Here is a 20,021-nt window from a genome sequence, read left to right as displayed (position 1 = left end):
CAAAGTTACTGCGCCAACCAGCCGCCATCCATATTCCAGGCGGCACCGCGCACCTGCACTGCGGCGTCGCTGCACAGAAACAGCGCCAGTTCCCCCAACTGCTCCGGCGTCACAAACTCCAGCGAGGGCTGTTTCTCCGCCAGCAGCTCATTGCGCGCCTGCTGTGGATCGGTGCCGGCGGCAATCCGCTGGTCAATTTGCTGCTGCACCAACGGTGTCAGCACCCAACCGGGACAGATGGCATTGCAGGTGATGGCGCTACGCGCGGTTTCCAGCGCGATGGTTTTGGTCAGCCCCACCACGCCGTGTTTGGCCGCCACATAGGCCGCCTTGTCTTTGGATGCCACCAACCCATGCACCGAGGCAACGTTGATAATCCGTCCCCAACCGCGCTCTCGCATACCCGGCAGTGCCAGGCGGCTGGTGTGGAACACCGACGACAGATTAATCGCAATAATCGCGTTCCATTTATCGGCCGGGAATGACTCCAGGGGTGAAACATGCTGAATACCGGCGTTATTAACCAGAATGTCGGTGCCACCAAACTCCAGCTCGACATAACGCATCAGATCGGCGATCTGTTGCGGATCGCTGAGATCTGCGTCGTGGTAGCCGGGCGCGGCGCCCAAACCTGCGATATGTGCCTTCGCCTGCTCCACCTCGCCAAAACCGTTGAGGATCACCTGGGCGCCCGCGGCCGCCAGGCTGGCGGCCAGCCCGAGGCCGATACCGCTGGTCGAACCGGTCACCAGTGCCGTTTTTCCTTGTAAATTCATGTTGTTGCTCCTTTAAACAATGCCGGTCAGGTAGAACACGCCAATCACAAACAGCACTGCGGCGCTCTTAATCAGGGTGATGGCGAAGATGCCGCCATAGGCCTGCCGATGGCTAAGACCGGTGATGGCCAGCAGGGTGATCACCGCACCGTTATGCGGCAAGGTGTCCATGCCGCCGCTGGCCATGGAGGCCACCCGGTGCAGCACTTCCAGTGGGATATGCGCGGCGTGGGCGGCGGCGATAAAGGATTCGGACATGGCCGCCAGCGCGATACTCATGCCGCCGGAGGCCGAACCGGTGATGCCCGCCAGCAGCGTGACGCTGACCGCCTCATTCACCAGCGGGTTGGGAATGGTTGCCAGCGCCTTCGACAGCACCAGAAACCCCGGCAGTGCCGCGATCACTGCGCCAAAGCCGTATTCCGAAGCGGTGTTCATCGCGGCCAAAATCGCCCCGCCGACCGCCGTTTTACTGCCTTCCGCCAGCCGTCCGCGAACGTTGCGGAAACCAAAAATCAGCACCAGCAGAATACCCGACACCAACGCCGCCTCCACCGCCCAGATGGCGGTGATCTTGCCGATCTCGGTGGTGATCGGCTTGGCCAACCCCGGCAGGGTCAACTCGTGGCTGACGCCATACCACTGCGGGATCCAGTGGGTAAAGCCCAGGTTCAGCAAACCCACCAGGATCAACGGCATAATGGCGATCAGCGGATTGGGTAAATTGATGTTGTCCGGGGTTTCAGGCTCGTTGAGCAGTTCGGTACCGTAGCCTTCACCCCGTGCCTGTGCCTTGCTGCGCTGGCGTTCAAGATAAAACAGGCCGACCGCGATGATAAACAGCGAGCCAATCAACCCCAGCCAGGGCGCGGCCCAGGCATTGGTGTCGAAAAAGCTGGTCGGAATGATGTTCTGGATCTGTGGTGTGCCGGGCAGCGCATCCATGGTGAAGGAAAACGCGCCGAGCGCCACCGTCGCCGGGATCAGCCGTTTAGGGATACCGCTCTGGCGAAACAGCTCGGCGGCGAAGGGATAGACCGCGAACGCCACCACAAACAGCGAGACGCCGCCGTAGGTCAGCAGTGCACAGACCAGCACAATCACCGGGATAGCGTGGCGACGGCCGAGGATGTTAATCGCCGCTGCCACAATCGAGCGGGAAAAACCGGACAGTTCAATCAGTTTGCCAAACACCGCCCCCAGCAGAAACACCGGGAAGTAGAGTTTGACGAAGCCGACCATCTTTTCCATAAACAGCCCGGTGAAGGTCGGGGCGACCGCGCCGGGATCGGTCAATAACACCGCGCCCAGCGCGGCGATCGGGGCAAACAAAATAACGCTGTAGCCGCGGTAGGCGGCCAGCATCAGGACTCCCAGTGCTGCCAGGGCAATCAAAACGCTCATCATCACTCCCTATTGCCCTTGATGTCTGAACCACGCCAGCCATATTGAGCAATTCATTATTGTTGTTGGGTGCGGTTAAGGTTTCAGAGCAAAACGCAGTTGGTGCGCCCGCCGCTGTTGAATGCGTTCCCTGCGTGCTTCATCCCAGTGATAAAATCCCTGGCCGCTGCGTTGGCCAGTGTTGCCCTGGCGGAGCCGGCTTTCCACCAGCGCCATCATGCTGTCATCGGTCGCCAACTCCGGCAGCAAGTGGCGGGCAATATCCGCCACCGTCCCCAGACCGGTCATATCGGCGGCCTCCAACGGCCCGACCATCGCGTAACGCCGCCCAAGCGAAGCGCGCATCACCTGATCCACCACCTGCGGGCTGGCAATGCCGCTTTGTACGATGTGTAGCGCCTCGCGCAGCAGCGCAAACTGCAGCCGGTTGCCAACGAACCCCGGTGCGGCACGATCCAGCAGCACCGCCTCCAGCGCCATACCACTGAGTAATTCCTGCACCGCGGTCAGATAACGGGGATCGGTGGCACTGCCGGGTACGATCTCCACCAGCGGGATCAGATGCGGCGGATTCCAAAAATGGGCGATCAACAGGCGCTGCGGATGGATCATTCTGACCGCCAACTCATCCGGCGGCAGACCGCTGGTGTTGCTGGCGATCACCGCATCGTCGGCAATCAGCCCTTCCAGCTGTTCGTACAAGGCATGCTTGAGCGCCAGGCGCTCGGGGATCGCCTCGATCAACAGCCGGGCGCGGGCCACATCGTTCAGATCGTCGGTCACGCTCAGACGTGCCAGCACCGTCGCCTGCTCTGCCGCCGCAAACTGCCCAACCTCGATCAGCTCCGCCAGAATACTGCCCGCGACCGCCGCAACCTCCGCCAGCCGCTGCGAGTCCGGGTCATACAGCAGGACGTCGTGGCCGTGGCGGGCAAAGTGGGTGGCGATTCCAACCCCCATCAGCCCGGCGCCCAGCACCACAGTCTCAGATGAACGCATAGTTTCCTCCTGGGTTATCAGCCGCGCTCAACCGCCAGCGCCACACCCTGTCCGCCGCCGATGCACAGCATCGCCAGCCCCTTGTTGACCTCACGGCGCTGCATCTCATACAGCAGCGTGACCAAAATACGGCAACCGGAAGCCCCGATCGGATGCCCGAGCGCTATCGCCCCGCCGTTAACATTGACCCTGGTGCTGTCCCACTCCAGTTCGCGGCCGACGGCCAGCGCCTGTGCGGCAAAGGCTTCATTGGCCTCGATCAAATTGACTTCGCTCAGCGACCAACCGGCGTTGGCCAGACAGCGACGCGCCGCCGGTACCGGACCAATCCCCATGATCGCCGGATCAACACCCGATGCCGCATAACCGGCAATGCGCGCCAGCACCGGCAGCTTCAGCTCGGCCGCCTTCGCCGCGCTCATCAACAGCACCGCCGCCGCACCGTCGTTAATTGAGGAAGCGTTACCGGCGGTCACCGTACCGTCTTTGCGGAACGCCGGACGCAGCCGGGCCAGACTTTCCAGCGTGGCGTCGCCGCGGGGTTGCTCGTCACTGGCCACCCGCAGCACTTCCCCTTTGGGTTTAGCGACCTCGACCGGAGTGATTTCCGCCACAAAACGCCCGGCCTGTTGGGCGGCCTGGGTTTTCTGTTGTGAACGCAGCGCAAACTCATCCTGCTCGCTGCGACTGATGGCGTATTTCTCCGCCAGATTTTCAGCGGTGATACCCATGTGATAATCGTTGAAGGCATCCCACAGGCCGTCCTGGATCACGCTGTCAGTCAACTGACCGTGGCCCAGCCGCAGCCCGGCACGCGCGCCGTTCATCAGATACGGCGACTGACTCATGCTTTCCTGCCCCCCGGCGATAATCACCTCGGCGTCACCACAGCGGATCGCCTGCACCGCCAGATGAATCGCTTTCAGACCGGAGCCACAGACTTTGTTGATGGTCAACGCCGGCACGCTATGGGGCAGCCCGGCGTTCAATGCGGTCTGGCGTGCCGGGTTCTGCCCACAACCGGCCGTCAGCACCTGCCCGAGGATCACCTCATCCACCTGCTCCGCTGCAACCCCGCTGCGGGCCAGCAGGGCTTTCACCACCACCGTGCCCAGATCCACCGCCGACAATGAGGCCAACGCGCCCTGAAAACTGCCAATCGGCGTGCGAGTCGCCGCTACAATCACTACCTGTTGCATGGTTTTCTCCCTGGATAACATCATCAGAAGCGCATCTCCGGCACCTGAGTCGGCACTATCAGCCGACCGGCGGTTTTGGCGACAATCTCCTCCACGCTGACGCCGGGCGCACGTTCGCGCAGCACAAAGGCACCGTTTTCAATTTCCAGATAGGCCAGGTCAGTCAGAACCTTGCGAATGCAACCGGCACCGGTCAACGGCAACGTGCAGCGCGGTAACAGCTTGGACTCGCCACTCTTTGACGCGTGGGTCATCACCACAATGATGTTCTCCGCACCGGCCACCAGGTCCATCGCGCCGCCCATGCCCTTCACCAACTTGCCGGGGATCATCCACGAGGCGATGTTGCCTTCAACGTCCACTTCAAAAGCGCCCAATACGGTGAGATCGACATGGCCGCCACGGATCATGGCGAACGACTGTGCCGAGTCGAAAATCGAGGCGCCGATACGGGCGGTGACCGTCTGCTTACCGGCGTTAATCATGTCGGCATCCAGCTCAGCTTCGGTCGGGAAGCCACCCATTCCCAGCAGGCCGTTTTCGGATTGCAGCATCACGTCCATGCCCGGCGGCACATAGTTGGCCACCAGCGTCGGAATGCCGATCCCCAGATTGACGTAGTCGCCGTCACGCAGTTCTTGTGCCACGCGCTGCGCCATTTGTTCACGGGTAAGCATGGGGTTCTCCTCAGGTACGCAGAGTGCGCTGTTCAATGCGCTTTTCGAAACTGCCCTGGATCAGGCGGTCAACGTAGATGCCGGGAGTGTGGATCGCTGCCGGATCCAGTTCGCCCGGTGCGACGATCTCTTCCACCTCCACCACGGTGATTCGCCCGGCGGTGGCCATCAGCGGGTTAAAGTTCTGTGCGGTGTGGCGATAGATAACATTGCCGAAGTGATCGGCTTTCCAGCCCTTGATGATGGCGAAGTCACCGGTGATCGCCTGCTCCATGATGTAAGGGCGGCCGTTGAATTCGCGTACCTCCTTGCCTTCGGCCACCGGGGTGCCGTAGCCAGTAGCGGTGAAGAACGCCGGGATACCGGCGCCTCCGGCACGAATTTTTTCTGCCAGAGAACCCTGCGGCGTCAGCTCCACTTCCAGTTCACCGCTGATCGCCTGCTGCTCGAACAGCGCGTTCTCACCAACGTAGGAGGCCACCACCTTGCGGATCTGCCGGTTTTCCAGCAGCAGGCCGAGGCCAAAGCCGTCGATGCCGCAGTTGTTTGATACCACCGTCAGGCCGGTCACTCCCAGGCGACGGATCTCATTAATCAGGTTTTCCGGGATGCCGCACAGGCCGAAACCGCCCGCCAACACCGTCATATTGTCCGTCAGGCCTGCCAGCGCTTCCTGGTAGCTTGCGACGCGTTTATCGAGCCCTGCCATTGGCTGCCTCTGAGTATTCTGTGGCCGTGGGCGGCATGCCCCTGCCTGTGCAAAGGCATCATCAGGTCACAAAAATGATTTGTTAATTTTGTTTTTATGCCCCATTGATTTAAAATTTTTATTAATAAATTGTTAATTACTGTTTTCAAAAGAGTTAAATAATTCAAAAATGAAAATGAGCATCAAACAGTTACGCGCATTTTTAGCGGTAGCTCACACTCTTAACTTCGCCCAGGCGAGCGAACGGCTGAATATTTCGCAGCCGGCGCTGAGTCTCGCCATTCGCGGACTGGAAGAGGTGCTGGGGGGACAGTTGCTGCTGCGTACCACCCGGCGTGTGGCGCTGACGCCGGAAGGGGAAAGCTTCTTCCCGATGGCGCGCCAACTGTTGGCGGACTGGGACAATGCGGAAGAGGCGATGCGTCAGCGTTTTACCCTGCAACTGGGCAAAGTGGCGATCGCTGCCATGCCTTCGTTCGCTGCCAACCCGCTGCCGCCGATCCTGAAAGTGTTTCGCGATCACTACGCCGGGATCAACGTGGCGGTGCACGACGTGATTAACGAGCAGGTGTTCGAGATGATCCGCGAAGGCCGGGTGGAAATGGGCATTGCCTTCGAGCCGGAGCCCAGCGATACCCTGCACTTCACCCCGTTGTGCAACGATCGCTTTGTGGCGGTGGTGCCAAAGCATTCACCGCTGGCGAGCCGGGCGCAGGTGAGCTGGAAAGAGTTGTTGACGCTGGACTTTATTACCCTGCAGCGCCCTTCTGCGGTGCGTCTGTTGCTGGAACAAACGCTGGCCAAAAGCGGCAGAACGCTGGAGGTGGCGTTTGAAAGCCACCAGTTGGTGACGGTCGGCCGCATGGTGGCTAACGGACTGGGCGCCAGCGCGGTACCGGCGTTGTGTGAGCAACAGATGGGCGAGTTAGGTGCAACCTGCGTGCCGTTATTCGGCCCGGTGATTGAACGCCGCGTCGGACTGATCCGCCTCGCCCAGCACCGTCTGTCTTCGGCGGCCCAGGCGCTGGCCGGGGTGATTGAACGGGAAATGGCTGCCAGCCAATCCTCCACACTGTGATTTTCACCCCAGCCTGCATTGAAATAACTCCCATTCTCAATAAATAATGATTACTATTCTCAAGAACAGAATCCGGTGCGCCACGACGCGACCGGCAGGACTTTACCTTCAATTCAATGTTGAGCTTTCTTGACCTCAGGGCAACGGCTCTGCGGCGACAGGCTTTTTAACTCCATGGAGAGGTTATGAACTCTGCAACAACTCGCAACCGCCGTTTCGGCACGCGCACCGCTTTCCCACTGCTGCTGCTCACTTCAATGCTGTTTTCTGCCCCGCTGCTGGCCCAGGGCGAGCCAGAACTGCTGCGTAAACCGATCGCGAAAGGCGCTTATGAGATGGTCTACAGCCAGGGCGAGAACGCGCTGTATCTGGCCACTTCGCAAAGCCGCAAGCTGGATAAAGGTGGCGTAGTCTATCGTTTGGATCCACAGACGCTGGATATCACCCAGATCATTCACAACGACATCAAACCCTTCGGCGCAGCCATTAACAGCAAAACCGACACGCTGTTCTTTGGCAACACCACCAGCAACTCGGTGACCGCCATCGATGGCAAAACCGGTGAGGTGAAAGGCCGCCTGGTGCTGGACGCGCGCAAGCGTTCCGAGACGGTAAAACCCCTGGCTCCGCGTGAGCTGGTCGCCGATGCCACCACCGATACCCTGTATATCACCGGGCTGGGTGAGTCCAGCGTGGTTTGGGTGGTCGACGGCAAGGATCTGACCCTGCGCACCACCATCACCGAGACAGGCAAATACGGCACCGGCCTGGCGCTGGACGCCGCTGCCGGCCGGCTGTATGTAACCAACGCCGACGGCGAACTGGTGACTATCGACACCAAAACCAACAAGGTCGTCAGCCGCAAGAAGCTCGATGAGTCCAAAGAGCACTTCTTCCTGAACATCAGCCTGGATCCGGCCACTCACCGCGCCTTTATCACCGACTCCAAGCAGGCACAGGTGTTGGTTGTCGATACCCGCGACGGCAAAATTCTGAGCAAGATCGACGTGCCGGAATCGCTGGCGGTGTTGTTCAATCCGGCGCGCAATGAAGTCTACGTGACCCATCGCCAGGCGGGTGAAGTGAGCGTGATTGACGCCAAGAGCTACAAGCTGCTGCAAACCATCAAGACGCCGACTCACCCGAACAGCCTGGCGCTGTCACCGGATGGCCAGACGCTGTACGTCAGCGTCAAGCAGGCTTCCAGCCGTGAGAAAGAGGCCACGGCGCCGGATGACGTGATCCGCATCGCTTTGAAATAACACCGACAGGGGGCGCTATAGCGCCCCTTTTATCAATTCAAACCTTAAACCCGACGTGCTTGCCGTCCGGCAATTCGATATCCAACCGCAGTGTCCCCCCCATGGCTTCGACATAACGCTTTAATGTCGAAATTTTTAGCTCATTCCCGCGCTGCTCGATCGCCGCAACGGAGGGCTGGGAAATACCAAGACTATTCGCCAACGCCTGCTGCGAGATATTTAGGGCTTCGCGCAACTCGTACAAACGGGTTTCCAACAGCATCTCCTCTGCCATTTCCTCGATCCGCTGCCTGCTCTCAGGAGTACGTGAAGCCAACATTTCTTTTAAAGTACCCATTGGTTACTCCTCAAAATTGAACATCAAATGCTGGGTAAATTGCGCATCTGCAATAGGTAGCATGACTTTATAAAACCGCTTCTCGTTACCTGTCTTATCGCCAGCACACAGAACGATTGCCTGATGTTTCGGATCAAATGCAAAAAAAGCACGAATTGGCCGCCCCTTATGCTGAATTCGCAACTCTTTCATATTTGGGTGTTGTGATCCCCTCAATGAGTCTACAAACGGCCTTGACAGGTTGGGGCCTGTTCGCCCAAGCATTACCATTGCAGCAAGCACCTTCTCTTGAGTAGGTTCATCTTGCGATGCAAACCATCGATCAAACTCTTCCGTAGTTATTACAGTCCACATGGCATTCCCTTTTTATAGACTACAATCTATGACAAAGATATAGACCACAATCTATAAATACAACGCCATTGTTGAAAATTTAGCCATTAATAGTCCGTTGACTACACCTGCCCCACCAGCCCGTCGGCATCCTGGATCACCACCTTTTTAGTGGCACGCTGGTAAAGACACAGCTCTTTGCCTGGCTTGTTGTGCATAAACGCCTGCGGGTAACGGCCGCTAATCAGCAGCGCCGAGTAACCGACGTCGTCGCCATAATGAATAATGCTTCCGGCGGCTTTGGCACCTTTCAGTCCGCTGGCTTTCAGACAGGCCGCTTGCAGCGCTTTATCGCCACTGGCCCAGGCAGCCTCCGACGACGCCGCGACGTTGAACGCCGTGATGGCGGCGATAAATACGATTAAAGATCTGATCATCAACTTCTCTCCTGAATAACCCAATGATTCGCAGTATATGCGGCTGTTTATTATTCAGCCATCGGACGACGACGCATTATTTACAGTTTTTTTATTCCGGGCGGAAATAAAGTTACGGCGTTTTTACAGACAGTTTTTAGGGCCACGGATAACATCATTACATCGCCAATATGGCCTCACGAGACGGATGTTTCATGTATTCTAATATTATTGGCTTCAACCCAATGCTGGCGGATATTACCGCCGCGCAGCCACGTCCCTTTGGCAAGGAAGTTGAACAGTATTTACAGCGTTATCCGGATACCGAACACGTCGATATTTATCTCAACGATTTAAACGGTCAATTCCGTGGCAAACGGCTGCCGGTCGCCGAGTTGTTCAGGCTGGAAAAGGGCTGCTATTTCCCGCTGTCGCTCTACGCCATGGATCTCGCGGGCCAGGTCATTGAAGAAAGCGGGCTGGGCCAGCAGGCCGGGGAGCCGGACAGGTTGTGCCTGCCGGTACCGGGCACATTGCGCCCCTGCGCCCGTGACCCACAGCACCACGCCCAGTTGCTGCTGACGATGAAAAACGCCGAAGGTGAGGCTTGCGAACTGGAACCGCGCGTGGTGCTGCAACAGATTCTCAAACGCCTGCAGGCCAAAGGCTACTACCCGGTGATCGCGGCAGAACTGGAGTTTTATCTGCATGACTCGCAGCAACAACCCGCCGTTGCCGGCCAGTGCCCGACGCAAAGTTTTTCTGTCGATGCCCCGGAACGCCACCACGCCCTGCTCAACGATATCGAACATCAGGCCAGACTGCAGGCGCTGCCGCTCACCGGCGTGGTGGCCGAAGCGGCCTCCGGTCAGTACGAGTTGAACCTGCACCACAGTGCCCGGGTGCTGGAAGCCTGCGACCAGGTGCTGGCCCTGAAACGGCTAACGCGCCAGATAGCGGAGAAACACCACCAGCACGCCTGCTTTATGGCCAAACCCTGCGCGCAATCCGCCGGCAGCGGTTTGCACTTTCATATCAGCCTGCAGGATGAACAGGGCAACAACCTGCTGACCGGCGCTCCGGGTGAACTGAGCGACAACATGCAACAGGCGATGGCCGGAATGCTGGCATTGATGCCGGCCTCGATGGCCATCCTGGCACCGAATGTCAACGCCTTCCGCCGTTTTCGCCCAGGCATGCATGTGCCACTGCGTGCCTCCTGGGGGCACAACAACCGCACCGTCGCGCTACGCCTGCCCTGTGCCGACAGCGCCAACCAACGTATTGAATACCGGTTGGCCGGGGCCGACGCCAATCCTTATTTGGCGGTGGCGATAATACTCGGCGGTCTATTGCACGGGCTGGAACAGCCCCTGCCGTTGCCCCCGAGCACCAACGGCTATGAAAACGACAGCGCCGCACCACTGCCACTCAACCAGCGGGAGGCACTTACGCTGTTTCGCCGCTGTCAGCCGCTGCGCGAGCTGCTTGGCCCGGCATTTTGCACCCTGTGGTACACCTGCAAAACCGCCGAACTGCGCCGCTTTGAAGGGCAGGTCACCGCCGCGGAAGTCAGTTGGATGCTTTAACCCGCCGGGTTCTGCATTCATCGGGCGAATATATTCGCCCCATAATTGAACAAGGAACAAAACATGTCTCGTTTGGTTTTGATCTCGAATAAGCAGTGTGACAGCAAAGACCTGGCCTGCGCCACGCAGGCGCTATCCTCCGTTGACGCCAGTGATAATGAGCAAGGCCTGTGGCTGGGCTGGAACGGCGACGTGCAAAACTTTGGCGCCGCACCGCTGCGCCCGGTCAGCTATCAGCACCGCAGCGGCTATCAGCAAGTAACCTTCCCGCTGTCCACCGAAGAGTTTCACTTTCACTATCAGGGTTACTATCACGATGGCCTGTGGCCGGTATTCCATAACCACCCGGAGAAGGCGCATTTCACGCCCGAGAACTACCGCGCTTACCGCCAGCTCAACCAGCACTTCGCCGATATCGCCTGCGAGTATGTGTGCCCGAACGACATCATCTGCATTGATGATTATCAGCTGCTGCCCTGCGGCCAGGCGCTGAAGGAACAGGGGCTGTTGAACCCCTGCGCGTTCTTCTTCCATTTGCCGTTCCCGTCGGCGGCGCTGCTCAGGCAGATCCCCGAGCATCAGGGGTTAATCGAGTCGCTATTTTTCTACGACCTGATTGGCTTTCAGTCGCTGGACGATCGCAACAACTTCCTCAATTATCTGGCCAATGAATACCCGGTCGAGATGCTGCCCGACGATCGGCTGCAGGTTAACGGCCATATCTTTGCCACCGGCATCTTCCCGGCCGGGATCAACGCCCGCAACATCTACTGACCCACCGCCCGGTTGGCGTTGCCGCACAGCGCCCAACCGCTCACCCCGGGATTTTGACCGCTTAGCTCCCCTATAGCACCGCTGACTGAAATTCAGATGTCTTCCCCTGCCCCGACCCGCAATGATGAGCTGTTCCTATACCCGACCGTTATCCGCACCCAGGCCGCGAGCCTGAAACATCTTATAAGCGGATTAACTCACTCATTTTGCAGATTTGAACTAAGGACATCTCAATGAACCGAGAGGGGATTTTAAAACACATACCCTGGATGCTGCTGGGGATACTCGGCGCTTCCTGCCTGGGTGTGGTGGCGCTGCGTCGCGGCGAACACATCAGCGCACTGTGGATCATCGTCGCCTCGGTGGCGGTGTATCTGGTGGCGTACCGTTATTACAGCCTGTACATCGCCACCAAGGTGATGAAACTGGACGCCTTCCGCGCCACCCCGGCGGTGGTCAACAACGACGGCCTGAACTATGTGCCGACCAACAAGTACGTGCTGTTCGGCCACCACTTCGCCGCCATTGCCGGCGCAGGCCCGCTGGTCGGCCCGGTGCTGGCAGCACAGGTCGGCTATTTGCCCGGCACGCTGTGGCTGTTGGGCGGCGTGGTGCTGGCGGGGGCAGTGCAGGACTTTTTAGTGCTGTTCATCTCCTCACGCCGCAACGGTGCTTCGCTCGGTGAGATCATCAAAAAGGAAATGGGGCCGATACCGGGCACCATCGCGCTGTTTGGCTGCTTCCTGATTATGATCATTATTCTGGCGGTGCTGGCCCTGATCGTGGTGAAAGCGCTGGCGGAAAGCCCATGGGGCGTGTTCACCGTTTGCTCTACCGTGCCGATTGCCCTGTTTATGGGTATCTACATGCGCTTCCTGCGCCCCGGCCGGGTCGGTGAGATCTCGCTGATTGGCATCGTGCTGCTGGTGCTCTCGATCTGGTTCGGCGGCGTGATTGCCCACGACCCGTTCTGGGGCCCGGCGCTGACCTTTAAAGACACCACCATCACCTATACGCTGATTGGCTATGCGTTTATCTCCGCGCTGCTGCCGGTGTGGCTGATCCTGGCGCCGCGCGACTATCTGGCGACCTTCCTGAAAATCGGCGTGATCGTCGGGCTGGCGATTGGCATCGTGATCCTCAACCCTGAGCTGAAAATGCCGGCGATGACCCAGTTTATCGACGGCACCGGCCCGGTGTGGAAAGGCTCGGTGTTCCCGTTCCTGTTCATTACCATCGCCTGTGGCGCGGTCTCCGGCTTCCATGCGCTGATCGCCTCCGGCACCACGCCGAAGCTGTTGGCCAATGAAAAAGACGCGCGCTTTATCGGTTACGGCGCGATGCTGATGGAGTCCTTCGTCGCCATCATGGCGCTGGTCGCGGCTTCCATCATCGAACCGGGCCTGTACTTCGCCATGAACACCCCACCGGCGGCCCTGGGCATCACCATGCCGGACCTGCACCGTTTGGGCACCGAAGACGCCCCGATGATCATGGCCTCTCTGCGTGATGTGACGGCCCATGCGGCGGCGACCGTCAGTTCCTGGGGCTTTGTCATCAGCCCGGAACAGATCCTGCAGACCGCCAAAGACATCGGTGAACCTTCAGTGCTGAACCGCGCCGGTGGCGCACCAACCCTGGCGGTGGGTATCGCCCACGTATTCCACCAGATCATTCCTGGCGCCAATATGGGCTTCTGGTACCACTTCGGCATTCTGTTTGAAGCGATGTTCATCCTGACCGCACTGGACGCCGGCACCCGTTCCGGCCGCTTTATGCTGCAGGACCTGTTGGGCAACTTTGTGCCGTTCCTGAAAAAAACCGACTCGCTGGTGGCCGGTATTGTCGGCACCGCCGGCTGTGTGGGGCTGTGGGGCTACCTGCTGTATCAGGGGGTGGTCGATCCGCTCGGCGGCGTGAAGAGCCTGTGGCCGCTGTTCGGCATCTCCAACCAGATGCTGGCCGCCGTGGCGCTGGTGCTGGGGACCGTGGTGCTGATCAAGATGAAGCGCACCAAATACATTTGGGTCACCGTGGTACCGGCCGTCTGGCTGCTGATTTGTACCACCTACGCCCTGGGCCTGAAACTGTTTAGCAACAACCCGCAGTTGGAAGGCTTCTTCTTCCAGGCCGGCGAGTACAAACGCAAAATCGCCGAAGGCGGCGCTGAGCTGACCACCCAGCAGGTCGCCAACATGAACCATATCGTGGTGAACAACTACACCAACGCCGGGCTGAGTATTCTGTTCCTGCTGGTGGTGTACAGCATCATCTTCTATGGGGTGAAAACCGCCATGGCGGCGCACAAAAACCCGAACCGCAGCGACCAGGAAACCCCTTACGTACCGGTGCCTGAAGAAGCGCCATCCAACGGCGTAACTGAGGGGGACGTCAAAGTTTCACCGCAGCACTGATGGTGATTTAACGGATACCCTGCATAATGAAATCTATTATGCAGGGTCATTTTTTGGGAGAAGGCTATGTTCGGTAATCTCGGCCAGGCGGGTAAATATCTCGGGCAGGCGGCGCGCATGTTGGTCGGCGTGCCTGACTACGATACCTACGTCCAGCATATGAAAGACAACCACCCGGACAAGCCGGTGATGACCTATAAAGAGTTTTTCCGCGAACGCCAGCAGGCCCGCTACGGTGGGGACGGCAAAGGCGGCATGCGCTGTTGTTAACAAGGACCTGTAATGAAACCCATCGCAGTCACCATTCTGACCGGCTTTTTGGGCGCCGGTAAAACCACCCTGCTCCGCCATATTCTCAACGCCGAACACGGCTACAAGATTGCTGTGATTGAAAACGAGTTCGGCGAAGTCCCGATCGACAATGCATTGATTGGCGATCGCGCCAGCCGCATCACCACCCTGAGCAACGGCTGCATCTGCTGCAGCAAATCCAACGAGCTGGCTGACGCGCTGCTGGACTTGCTGGACGGTGTCGATCAGGGCCAACTGGAGTTCGACCGGCTGATCATCGAATGCACCGGCATGGCCGATCCCGGCCCGATCACCCAGACCTTTTTCTCGCACGAGATCCTCTGCGAACGCTTCCTGCTGGACGGCATCATTACCCTGGTGGACGCCGCACATGCCGATCAACAACTCAACCAGTTCAGCATCGCGCAGGCGCAGGTGGGCTACGCCGACCGTATTCTGCTGACCAAAACCGACGTGGCGCCGGACTGTGAAGCGCTGACCCAACGGCTGCAACAGATGAACGCCCGCGCCCCGGTTTATAAAGTGACGCACGGCGATATCGATCTGGGCGTGCTGTTCGACATCGAAGGCTTTGTGCTGAACGACAAGCTGAACCTGACGCCGCCCGCCCCGCTGTTCCGCCGTATTCCGCAGGCGCAAAACAACATTCAGTCGATTGTGGTGTACCACGACCAACCGCTGGAGCTGATGCAGGTTTCCGAAGTGATGGAAGGCCTGCTGCTGGAATACGCCGACAGCCTGCTACGTTATAAGGGGATTTTGTCGATCAAGGACGAGCCGCGCCGCCTGCTGTTCCAGGGCGTGCAACGGCTGTATAACGCCGACTGGGATCGGGAATGGCTGCCCGACGAGGAACGCCGCAGTACGCTGGTGTTTATTGGCGTGGACTTACCGGAGGAGACGATCCGGGAGCGGTTTGCCGGGTTGGGTTGAGATAGCGACGGTGCGTTCACCGCGCACCAGGGTCAACGCCAGCAGCAGCGCGCAGGCGCTACTCGTCATCAGCACGATGCCCGGCCGCTGCGCCAACCCGGCCAGCACCAGCCCCGCCGCCAGCATCAGGTAGTACATCAGGCCAAGGATTGCGCCCGCGGTGCCCATGCAATCCTTATAATTTCGCAGCGCCCGCGCCAAAATATTTGGGATCGCGATGCCGTAGGCCATCACCACCAGCATCATCGGCAGCACGAACCACAGCTTATCTTCCAACAGGAACACCAGGCCGCCGCCGATCAACGCCAATACGCAGGCCAGCATCAGCAGTGGCGTAAACAGCCACTGTTTGGCGATGAGAAACTTGTTGATTGCCGCGCCGATCCCGACGCCGGCGGCCAGCACCAACCCGGTATAGCCAAACCACTGCGGCGGAATGCCCAGCGCTTCAAACCGAAACGGTGCCAGCTGGTAATAGCTGAACATGCAGACGTTGAACAGGGCCACCAGCCATGCGCTGCGCCAGATATCGCCGTCTTTCACCATTCTGCCAAACGTGCCGAAGAAGGAGCTTTTCACCACCTGCGCCGGGCGCGTTTCCGGCAACTGCCATGCGGCATAGGCCAGCAGCAAGGCGGCCAACGCCGCCAGCCCGGCAAACACCCCCTGATAACCCCAGTAATGGGTTAACAGGGCGCCGCTCAGCACCCCCACCGCAGGGCTGACCGCCATCGCAATCCCCATCACGGAAAACACCCGCGCCAGCTCATAACCGTCGAACCGATCGCGAATGGCAGTCTGGGTGCCTACGGACCCCACCGCTGCACCAAACGCCGCCAGTACCCTGGCCGCCAACAGCAGGGTAAAGCCGGTGCTGAAGATGGCGATGATCGACGCCAGCAGATACAGCGCCAAACCGGCCAAAATGGTGGGGCGCCGGCCGATCACGTCACACAAGCGGCCCCAGATGACAACCCCGAAAGCAAAAGCGAAAAAGTAACAGGACAGGGTTTGCGCCGCGACCTCCGCGCTGACGTGAAAACCGTCGGCAATGTGCGTGAGAGCCGGGCTATAGATCGTTTCCACAATTTGGGGAAACATCATCATCAGTGTCGCCAGGGTCAGGGTCAGTCTGCGTTGCATGGTACATCCCGTATCCAAAAAGAAAGTAGGCCACAAAGTAGCACCTTCCCCACTCCGACCATTACAATATAAAAGACAAAAAACTTATAAAATCGGACAGACTTATGGCATGGCTCAGCGCACAGGATGAATTTGATCCCGATGCTATCAACAATAGCGTGTTAGGCATTGCGGCCGAGCTGGCGCAACATGATTCCGGGCCGCACTGGCACAACATGGGGCAGTTGCTGTTCAGCCAACGGGGCTGTATGCGCATCACGCTGAATGAAAGCATTTGCCTCCTGCCGCCGGCGCGCATTGCCTGGATCCCACCGTTGGTGGTGCACCGTGTTCAGGTTACCGGCGTGGCGGGTTATCGCTCGGTTTATCTCGACAACCACCGCTACCCCGGCCTTTCGCCCCATCTGGAAGTGCTGTCGGCCTCTTCTTTGCTGCGGGAAGTGCTGGAGCGGATCGCCCTCGCCGACTTTACCACCCAGTGGGAAAGCGGCCCCAGCGCCAATATTCTTGCCGTATGCCTGGACGAAATACGGCATGCACAGCGCGAACTGACCTTATTGCCGCTGCCCAAGGACCGCCGCTTACGGCAACTGGCCGGCATGGAGGAGGTGCCGCCGCTCAATGAGCTGGCGCGCTACAGCGGCGCTTCGGAGAAAACCATCAGCCGTATCTTTCGCAAGGAGACCGGATTGAGCTACCAGCAGTGGCGCCAGCAATGGCGTTTGATCAAAGCCATCGAGCTGCTGGCGGAGGGATACGGTCTATCCGATATCGCCGGTAAGCTTGAATTCTCCAGCGACAGCGCCTTCTCAACCTTCTTTAAAAATATGACCGGCAGTTCGCCGCGCGCCTATATGCTGATCCGCCGTTAACCGCGCGCCTTATCTGCCAACCAATAAGGCCCCGCCGCTACCGAATCACGCAGCATCAGGCTGGCCGGGAAAGTGGGGCGCTTGCTCAGTTCGCCGCCGTCCAGCATCGACACCAGCCGATGGATGGTTTCCTTGATCATTTCGGACACCGGCATTTTCATGCTGGAGAGTGAGGGAATGGTATAAGGGGCCAGTGGAATATCATCGAAACCTATCACCGACACGGCGGATGGCACCGGGATTTGGCATTCCGTCAGCCGCTTAATCGCGCCGATGGCCATTTCGTCGTTGCTGGCAACAATCGCGCTAAAGGCGTGGCCGCCGGCCAACAGCTTATCGACCGCCGCCATGCCGCTTTGCGCGTTCCACTTCCCTTCGACAATCAGCGCGTCTTTTACGTCAATATCATGTTCCGCCAGCGCAGATTTGTAGCCTGAGAGCCGCTCCAGCCCGGTGGGGGAATCCAGCGAGCCGGTGATAAAAGCGATATCGCGATGCCCCCGCTCGATCAGCTGCTGCACCGCCGTCGCGCTGGCGGCGTGTTGATCGCTAAAAATACAGTAGCTGTCGTTCAGCCTGAGCCGACGGTTGATGACCAGGATCGGCTGCTTGTGCCGGGAGATGATCTCGTCCATTTCGCTAATCGACAGAAAACGCGGGTAGATGATCACGCCGTCGCAGCGCATATCCAGCAGGTATTCAATGGCGGCTTTTTCTTCTGCGGCGGTGTGCTTGCCGTCCGCCAAAATCAACTGGCGGCCGTGCTCTTCCATGATGCGCGCCGACTGAAACATCAGCTCGCTGAAGTAGTTACCGCTGTACAGCGTATTGGTCACCACCAGCCCGATGGTCTGGGTGGTTTTGGTCGCCAGATTGCGCGCCAGCAGATTGGGCCGGTAACCCGTTTCGGCGATGGCTTTGTCCACCCGTTCACGCTTCTCCGGACTGACGTAGCCGCTGCCGGACAACACGCGGGACACCGTCGCTTTCGACACGCCCGCCCTGTTCGCTACCTCAAGTATTGTTGCCATCTCTGCGCCGTCAAAGTCGATTGAGTCAGCGCAGTCTACCCAAGACGCCCCCGGTTTGAAATGTTTTCACGCCCGCTCCCGTCGCCACCCCTGAACCAAAAGTGACCACCATCACGAAACAAAAAACCAAAAAATCATAATTCTTGCCACCAAACAAATATCACATCATGATTTTGTGAAACCGGTTTCTTATGGGCGTTTCATTCAGATGGAACGGCGGATCGCCCAGGCAATAAAAGTTCGCCTTTGGGCAATCCGAATTCCTATCTAAAGAGACGATAATTCCATGCCGAAGAATTACGCAGAGATCTCACCCGCTATCGTGAAGGCGCTGGGTGGCCTCACCAATATTGAAGCCGTGACCCACTGCATGACCCGCCTGCGGTTCGTGGTGAAAGACCAGGCGCTGATCGACCCCCCGGCGCTGAAAGCCATTAATGGCGTATTGGGCGTGGTGCACAGCGGTGAGCAATGCCAGGTGATCATCGGCAATGAAGTGTCGAAGGCTTATCAGGCGGTGCTGGCGCTAGGCATGCCGGGTAACACCCCCACCGCCACTCCGGCAAAACGCAAAATCACCCTGAAAGGCATTGGTGCCGGCATTCTCGACGCCCTGATCGGCACCATGTCGCCGTTGATCCCGGCCATCATCGGCGGTTCGATGGTGAAACTGCTGGCAATGATCCTGGATATGTTCGGCGTGTTCGAAAAAGGCTCGTCGACCCTGGTGATACTGAACGTGATTGGCGACGGCGCGTTCTTCTTCCTGCCGGTGATGGTGGCCGCCTCTGCGGCGCTGAAATTCAAAACCAATATGTCGCTGGCGATCGCCATTGCCGGGGTGCTGCTGCACCCCAACTTTATCGACCTGATGGCCAAGGCGGCGCAGGGCCAGGCGGTGGAGTTCGCCTATATCCCGGTGACAGCGGTGAAATACACCTACACGGTGATCCCCGCGCTGGTGATGACCTGGATATTGTCGTACATCGAGCGCTGGGTTGACCGCATCACCCCGGCGGTGACCAAGAACTTCCTTAAGCCGATGCTGATTGTGCTGATTGCCGCGCCGATCGCGATTGTGTTTATCGGCCCGGTCGGCATCTGGATCGGCAGCGGGATTTCGGCGCTGGTGTACACCGTGCATGGCTACCTGGGCTGGCTTTCCGTCGCCATTATGGGGGCCATTTGGCCGCTGCTGGTGATGACCGGCATGCACCGCGTATTCACACCAACCATCATTCAGACCATCGCCGAAACCGGCAAAGAGGGCATGGTGATGCCTTCGGAGATTGGTGCCAACCTGTCGCTCGGCGGCTCTTCGCTGGCGGTGGCGTTCAAAACCAAGAACCGCGAACTGCGCCAGACCGCCTTGGCCGCTGCCGCTTCCGCCATTGTCGCGGGCATTTCCGAACCGGCGCTATACGGCGTGGCAGTGCGGCTTAAGCGCCCGTTGATCGCCAGTTTGATCAGCGGTTTTATCTGCGGTGCCGTCGCCGGTATCGGTGGATTGGCCAGCCATTCGATGGCTTCGCCCGGCCTGTTCACCAGCGTGCAGTTCTTCGACCCGACCAACCCGATGAGCATTGTCTGGGTCGGCGGCGTGATGGTGCTCGCCGTGGTGCTGTCGTTCGTGCTCACGCTGCTTTTGGGCTTCGAAGACATCCCGGAAAGCGAAGAGGCTCAAACCGCGCCCCCGGCCCCGGCGACGAATACCGTTAACGCCGCGAATACCCAATGAAGCACTATTTAAGTTACAGAGGATT

The 20,021-nt window shown here is 58.9% G+C and carries 20 protein-coding genes; 9 read left to right on the top strand and 11 right to left on the bottom strand.

The window, feature by feature from the left end; translation table 11 throughout:
* Nucleotides 1-5: 5 nt before the first annotated feature.
* The 6 genes from ACSOSI_RS02625 to ACSOSI_RS02600 all read right to left on the bottom strand — a co-directional run bounded on the left by ACSOSI_RS02625 (nt 6) and on the right by ACSOSI_RS02600 (nt 5,764).
* Complete coding sequence (locus ACSOSI_RS02625; RefSeq protein ID WP_476706509.1) at nt 6-776, bottom strand: 3-hydroxybutyrate dehydrogenase; 771 nt, start codon at nt 774-776, stop codon at nt 6-8.
* Nucleotides 777-788: 12 nt separating this feature from the next.
* Nucleotides 789-2,183, bottom strand: a complete 1,395-nt coding sequence (locus tag ACSOSI_RS02620; RefSeq protein WP_476706508.1) for a GntP family permease — start codon at nt 2,181-2,183, stop codon at nt 789-791.
* A 72-nt stretch (nt 2,184-2,255) separates the two neighbouring features.
* On the bottom strand, nt 2,256-3,179 hold the full coding sequence (locus tag ACSOSI_RS02615; RefSeq protein WP_476706507.1) for a 3-hydroxyacyl-CoA dehydrogenase family protein: 924 nt from the start codon (nt 3,177-3,179) through the stop codon (nt 2,256-2,258).
* A 17-nt stretch (nt 3,180-3,196) separates the two neighbouring features.
* Complete coding sequence (locus ACSOSI_RS02610; protein WP_476707241.1) at nt 3,197-4,378, bottom strand: acetyl-CoA C-acetyltransferase; 1,182 nt, start codon at nt 4,376-4,378, stop codon at nt 3,197-3,199.
* A 23-nt stretch (nt 4,379-4,401) separates the two neighbouring features.
* A complete protein-coding gene (locus ACSOSI_RS02605; protein WP_012005046.1) occupies nt 4,402-5,055 on the bottom strand; it encodes a CoA transferase subunit B in 654 nt (217 codons plus the stop codon).
* A 10-nt stretch (nt 5,056-5,065) separates the two neighbouring features.
* Nucleotides 5,066-5,764: a CoA transferase subunit A gene (locus ACSOSI_RS02600; RefSeq protein WP_476706506.1), complete on the bottom strand. Its 699-nt coding sequence runs from the start codon at nt 5,762-5,764 to the stop codon at nt 5,066-5,068.
* A 169-nt stretch (nt 5,765-5,933) separates the two neighbouring features.
* Between ACSOSI_RS02600 and ACSOSI_RS02595 the strand changes: the two genes are divergently transcribed.
* Nucleotides 5,934-6,842 carry a LysR family transcriptional regulator gene (locus tag ACSOSI_RS02595; RefSeq protein ID WP_261277705.1) on the top strand — a complete coding sequence of 303 codons (909 nt, stop codon included), beginning with the start codon at nt 5,934-5,936 and terminating at the stop codon, nt 6,840-6,842.
* A 185-nt stretch (nt 6,843-7,027) separates the two neighbouring features.
* On the top strand, nt 7,028-8,104 hold the full coding sequence (gene yncE, locus ACSOSI_RS02590; RefSeq protein ID WP_012005041.1) for a 7-bladed beta-propeller protein YncE: 1,077 nt from the start codon (nt 7,028-7,030) through the stop codon (nt 8,102-8,104).
* Between the two features lie 37 nt (nt 8,105-8,141).
* On the opposite strand, the gene ACSOSI_RS02585 is transcribed toward yncE, so the two are convergent.
* The 3 genes from ACSOSI_RS02585 to ACSOSI_RS02575 form a co-directional block, all read right to left on the bottom strand.
* Nucleotides 8,142-8,441 (bottom strand): helix-turn-helix domain-containing protein, encoded by a 300-nt coding sequence (locus ACSOSI_RS02585; RefSeq protein WP_085119571.1) that lies wholly within the window; start codon nt 8,439-8,441, stop codon nt 8,142-8,144.
* A 3-nt stretch (nt 8,442-8,444) separates the two neighbouring features.
* On the bottom strand, nt 8,445-8,795 hold the full coding sequence (locus tag ACSOSI_RS02580; RefSeq protein WP_476706505.1) for a type II toxin-antitoxin system RelE/ParE family toxin: 351 nt from the start codon (nt 8,793-8,795) through the stop codon (nt 8,445-8,447).
* A 101-nt stretch (nt 8,796-8,896) separates the two neighbouring features.
* Nucleotides 8,897-9,211 carry a hypothetical protein gene (locus ACSOSI_RS02575; RefSeq protein WP_115183349.1) on the bottom strand — a complete coding sequence of 105 codons (315 nt, stop codon included), beginning with the start codon at nt 9,209-9,211 and terminating at the stop codon, nt 8,897-8,899.
* A 194-nt stretch (nt 9,212-9,405) separates the two neighbouring features.
* Here ACSOSI_RS02575 and ACSOSI_RS02570 point away from each other — a divergent pair, with 194 nt between their 5' ends.
* From ACSOSI_RS02570 to yjiA, 5 genes are all read left to right on the top strand, one after another.
* Complete coding sequence (locus ACSOSI_RS02570; protein ID WP_476706504.1) at nt 9,406-10,779, top strand: glutamine synthetase family protein; 1,374 nt, start codon at nt 9,406-9,408, stop codon at nt 10,777-10,779.
* A 63-nt stretch (nt 10,780-10,842) separates the two neighbouring features.
* Complete coding sequence (locus ACSOSI_RS02565) at nt 10,843-11,553, top strand: trehalose-6-phosphate synthase (protein WP_476706503.1); 711 nt, start codon at nt 10,843-10,845, stop codon at nt 11,551-11,553.
* 233 nt (nt 11,554-11,786) lie between these two features.
* Nucleotides 11,787-13,967, top strand: coding sequence for a carbon starvation CstA family protein (locus ACSOSI_RS02560; RefSeq protein ID WP_112363083.1), 2,181 nt, complete (start codon nt 11,787-11,789; stop codon nt 13,965-13,967).
* Nucleotides 13,968-14,033: 66 nt separating this feature from the next.
* Nucleotides 14,034-14,237, top strand: coding sequence for a YbdD/YjiX family protein (locus tag ACSOSI_RS02555; protein ID WP_004953088.1), 204 nt, complete (start codon nt 14,034-14,036; stop codon nt 14,235-14,237).
* A 12-nt stretch (nt 14,238-14,249) separates the two neighbouring features.
* Complete coding sequence (yjiA, locus tag ACSOSI_RS02550; protein ID WP_261414030.1) at nt 14,250-15,212, top strand: GTPase; 963 nt, start codon at nt 14,250-14,252, stop codon at nt 15,210-15,212.
* On the opposite strand, the gene ACSOSI_RS02545 is transcribed toward yjiA, so the two are convergent.
* On the bottom strand, nt 15,168-16,355 hold the full coding sequence (locus ACSOSI_RS02545) for an MFS transporter (protein WP_115183353.1): 1,188 nt from the start codon (nt 16,353-16,355) through the stop codon (nt 15,168-15,170). The genes yjiA and ACSOSI_RS02545 overlap by 45 nt on opposite strands.
* Before the next feature lie 104 nt (nt 16,356-16,459).
* Between ACSOSI_RS02545 and ACSOSI_RS02540 the strand changes: the two genes are divergently transcribed.
* Nucleotides 16,460-17,227 (top strand): AraC family transcriptional regulator, encoded by a 768-nt coding sequence (locus ACSOSI_RS02540; RefSeq protein ID WP_012005034.1) that lies wholly within the window; start codon nt 16,460-16,462, stop codon nt 17,225-17,227.
* Here ACSOSI_RS02540 and ACSOSI_RS02535 read toward each other — a convergent pair.
* Complete coding sequence (locus ACSOSI_RS02535) at nt 17,224-18,258, bottom strand: LacI family DNA-binding transcriptional regulator (protein WP_126501257.1); 1,035 nt, start codon at nt 18,256-18,258, stop codon at nt 17,224-17,226. The two genes, ACSOSI_RS02540 and ACSOSI_RS02535, sit on opposite strands and share 4 nt — an antisense overlap.
* A 286-nt stretch (nt 18,259-18,544) precedes the next feature.
* Between ACSOSI_RS02535 and ascF the strand changes: the two genes are divergently transcribed.
* A complete protein-coding gene (ascF, locus tag ACSOSI_RS02530; protein ID WP_476706502.1) occupies nt 18,545-19,996 on the top strand; it encodes a PTS cellobiose/arbutin/salicin transporter subunit IIBC in 1,452 nt (483 codons plus the stop codon).
* Nucleotides 19,997-20,021 lie beyond the last annotated feature (25 nt).

This window comes from Serratia sp. AR11, assembly GCF_056376275.1.
This window is presented reverse-complemented; position numbering and strand designations above follow the sequence as displayed.

What these genes read in the sequence shown, in the direction of transcription:
- ACSOSI_RS02625 (WP_476706509.1), bottom strand. Translation starts at nt 776, where the DNA reads ATGAATTTACAAGGAAAAACGGCACTGGTGACCGGTTCGACCAGCGGT.
- ACSOSI_RS02620 (WP_476706508.1), bottom strand. Translation starts at nt 2,183, where the DNA reads ATGATGAGCGTTTTGATTGCCCTGGCAGCACTGGGAGTCCTGATGCTG.
- ACSOSI_RS02615 (WP_476706507.1), bottom strand. Translation starts at nt 3,179, where the DNA reads ATGCGTTCATCTGAGACTGTGGTGCTGGGCGCCGGGCTGATGGGGGTT.
- ACSOSI_RS02610 (WP_476707241.1), bottom strand. Translation starts at nt 4,378, where the DNA reads ATGCAACAGGTAGTGATTGTAGCGGCGACTCGCACGCCGATTGGCAGT.
- ACSOSI_RS02605 (WP_012005046.1), bottom strand. Translation starts at nt 5,055, where the DNA reads ATGCTTACCCGTGAACAAATGGCGCAGCGCGTGGCACAAGAACTGCGT.
- ACSOSI_RS02600 (WP_476706506.1), bottom strand. Translation starts at nt 5,764, where the DNA reads ATGGCAGGGCTCGATAAACGCGTCGCAAGCTACCAGGAAGCGCTGGCA.
- ACSOSI_RS02595 (WP_261277705.1), top strand. Translation starts at nt 5,934, where the DNA reads ATGAAAATGAGCATCAAACAGTTACGCGCATTTTTAGCGGTAGCTCAC.
- yncE (WP_012005041.1), top strand. Translation starts at nt 7,028, where the DNA reads ATGAACTCTGCAACAACTCGCAACCGCCGTTTCGGCACGCGCACCGCT.
- ACSOSI_RS02585 (WP_085119571.1), bottom strand. Translation starts at nt 8,441, where the DNA reads ATGGGTACTTTAAAAGAAATGTTGGCTTCACGTACTCCTGAGAGCAGG.
- ACSOSI_RS02580 (WP_476706505.1), bottom strand. Translation starts at nt 8,795, where the DNA reads ATGTGGACTGTAATAACTACGGAAGAGTTTGATCGATGGTTTGCATCG.
- ACSOSI_RS02575 (WP_115183349.1), bottom strand. Translation starts at nt 9,211, where the DNA reads ATGATCAGATCTTTAATCGTATTTATCGCCGCCATCACGGCGTTCAAC.
- ACSOSI_RS02570 (WP_476706504.1), top strand. Translation starts at nt 9,406, where the DNA reads ATGTATTCTAATATTATTGGCTTCAACCCAATGCTGGCGGATATTACC.
- ACSOSI_RS02565 (WP_476706503.1), top strand. Translation starts at nt 10,843, where the DNA reads ATGTCTCGTTTGGTTTTGATCTCGAATAAGCAGTGTGACAGCAAAGAC.
- ACSOSI_RS02560 (WP_112363083.1), top strand. Translation starts at nt 11,787, where the DNA reads ATGAACCGAGAGGGGATTTTAAAACACATACCCTGGATGCTGCTGGGG.
- ACSOSI_RS02555 (WP_004953088.1), top strand. Translation starts at nt 14,034, where the DNA reads ATGTTCGGTAATCTCGGCCAGGCGGGTAAATATCTCGGGCAGGCGGCG.
- yjiA (WP_261414030.1), top strand. Translation starts at nt 14,250, where the DNA reads ATGAAACCCATCGCAGTCACCATTCTGACCGGCTTTTTGGGCGCCGGT.
- ACSOSI_RS02545 (WP_115183353.1), bottom strand. Translation starts at nt 16,355, where the DNA reads ATGCAACGCAGACTGACCCTGACCCTGGCGACACTGATGATGATGTTT.
- ACSOSI_RS02540 (WP_012005034.1), top strand. Translation starts at nt 16,460, where the DNA reads ATGGCATGGCTCAGCGCACAGGATGAATTTGATCCCGATGCTATCAAC.
- ACSOSI_RS02535 (WP_126501257.1), bottom strand. Translation starts at nt 18,258, where the DNA reads ATGGCAACAATACTTGAGGTAGCGAACAGGGCGGGCGTGTCGAAAGCG.
- ascF (WP_476706502.1), top strand. Translation starts at nt 18,545, where the DNA reads ATGCCGAAGAATTACGCAGAGATCTCACCCGCTATCGTGAAGGCGCTG.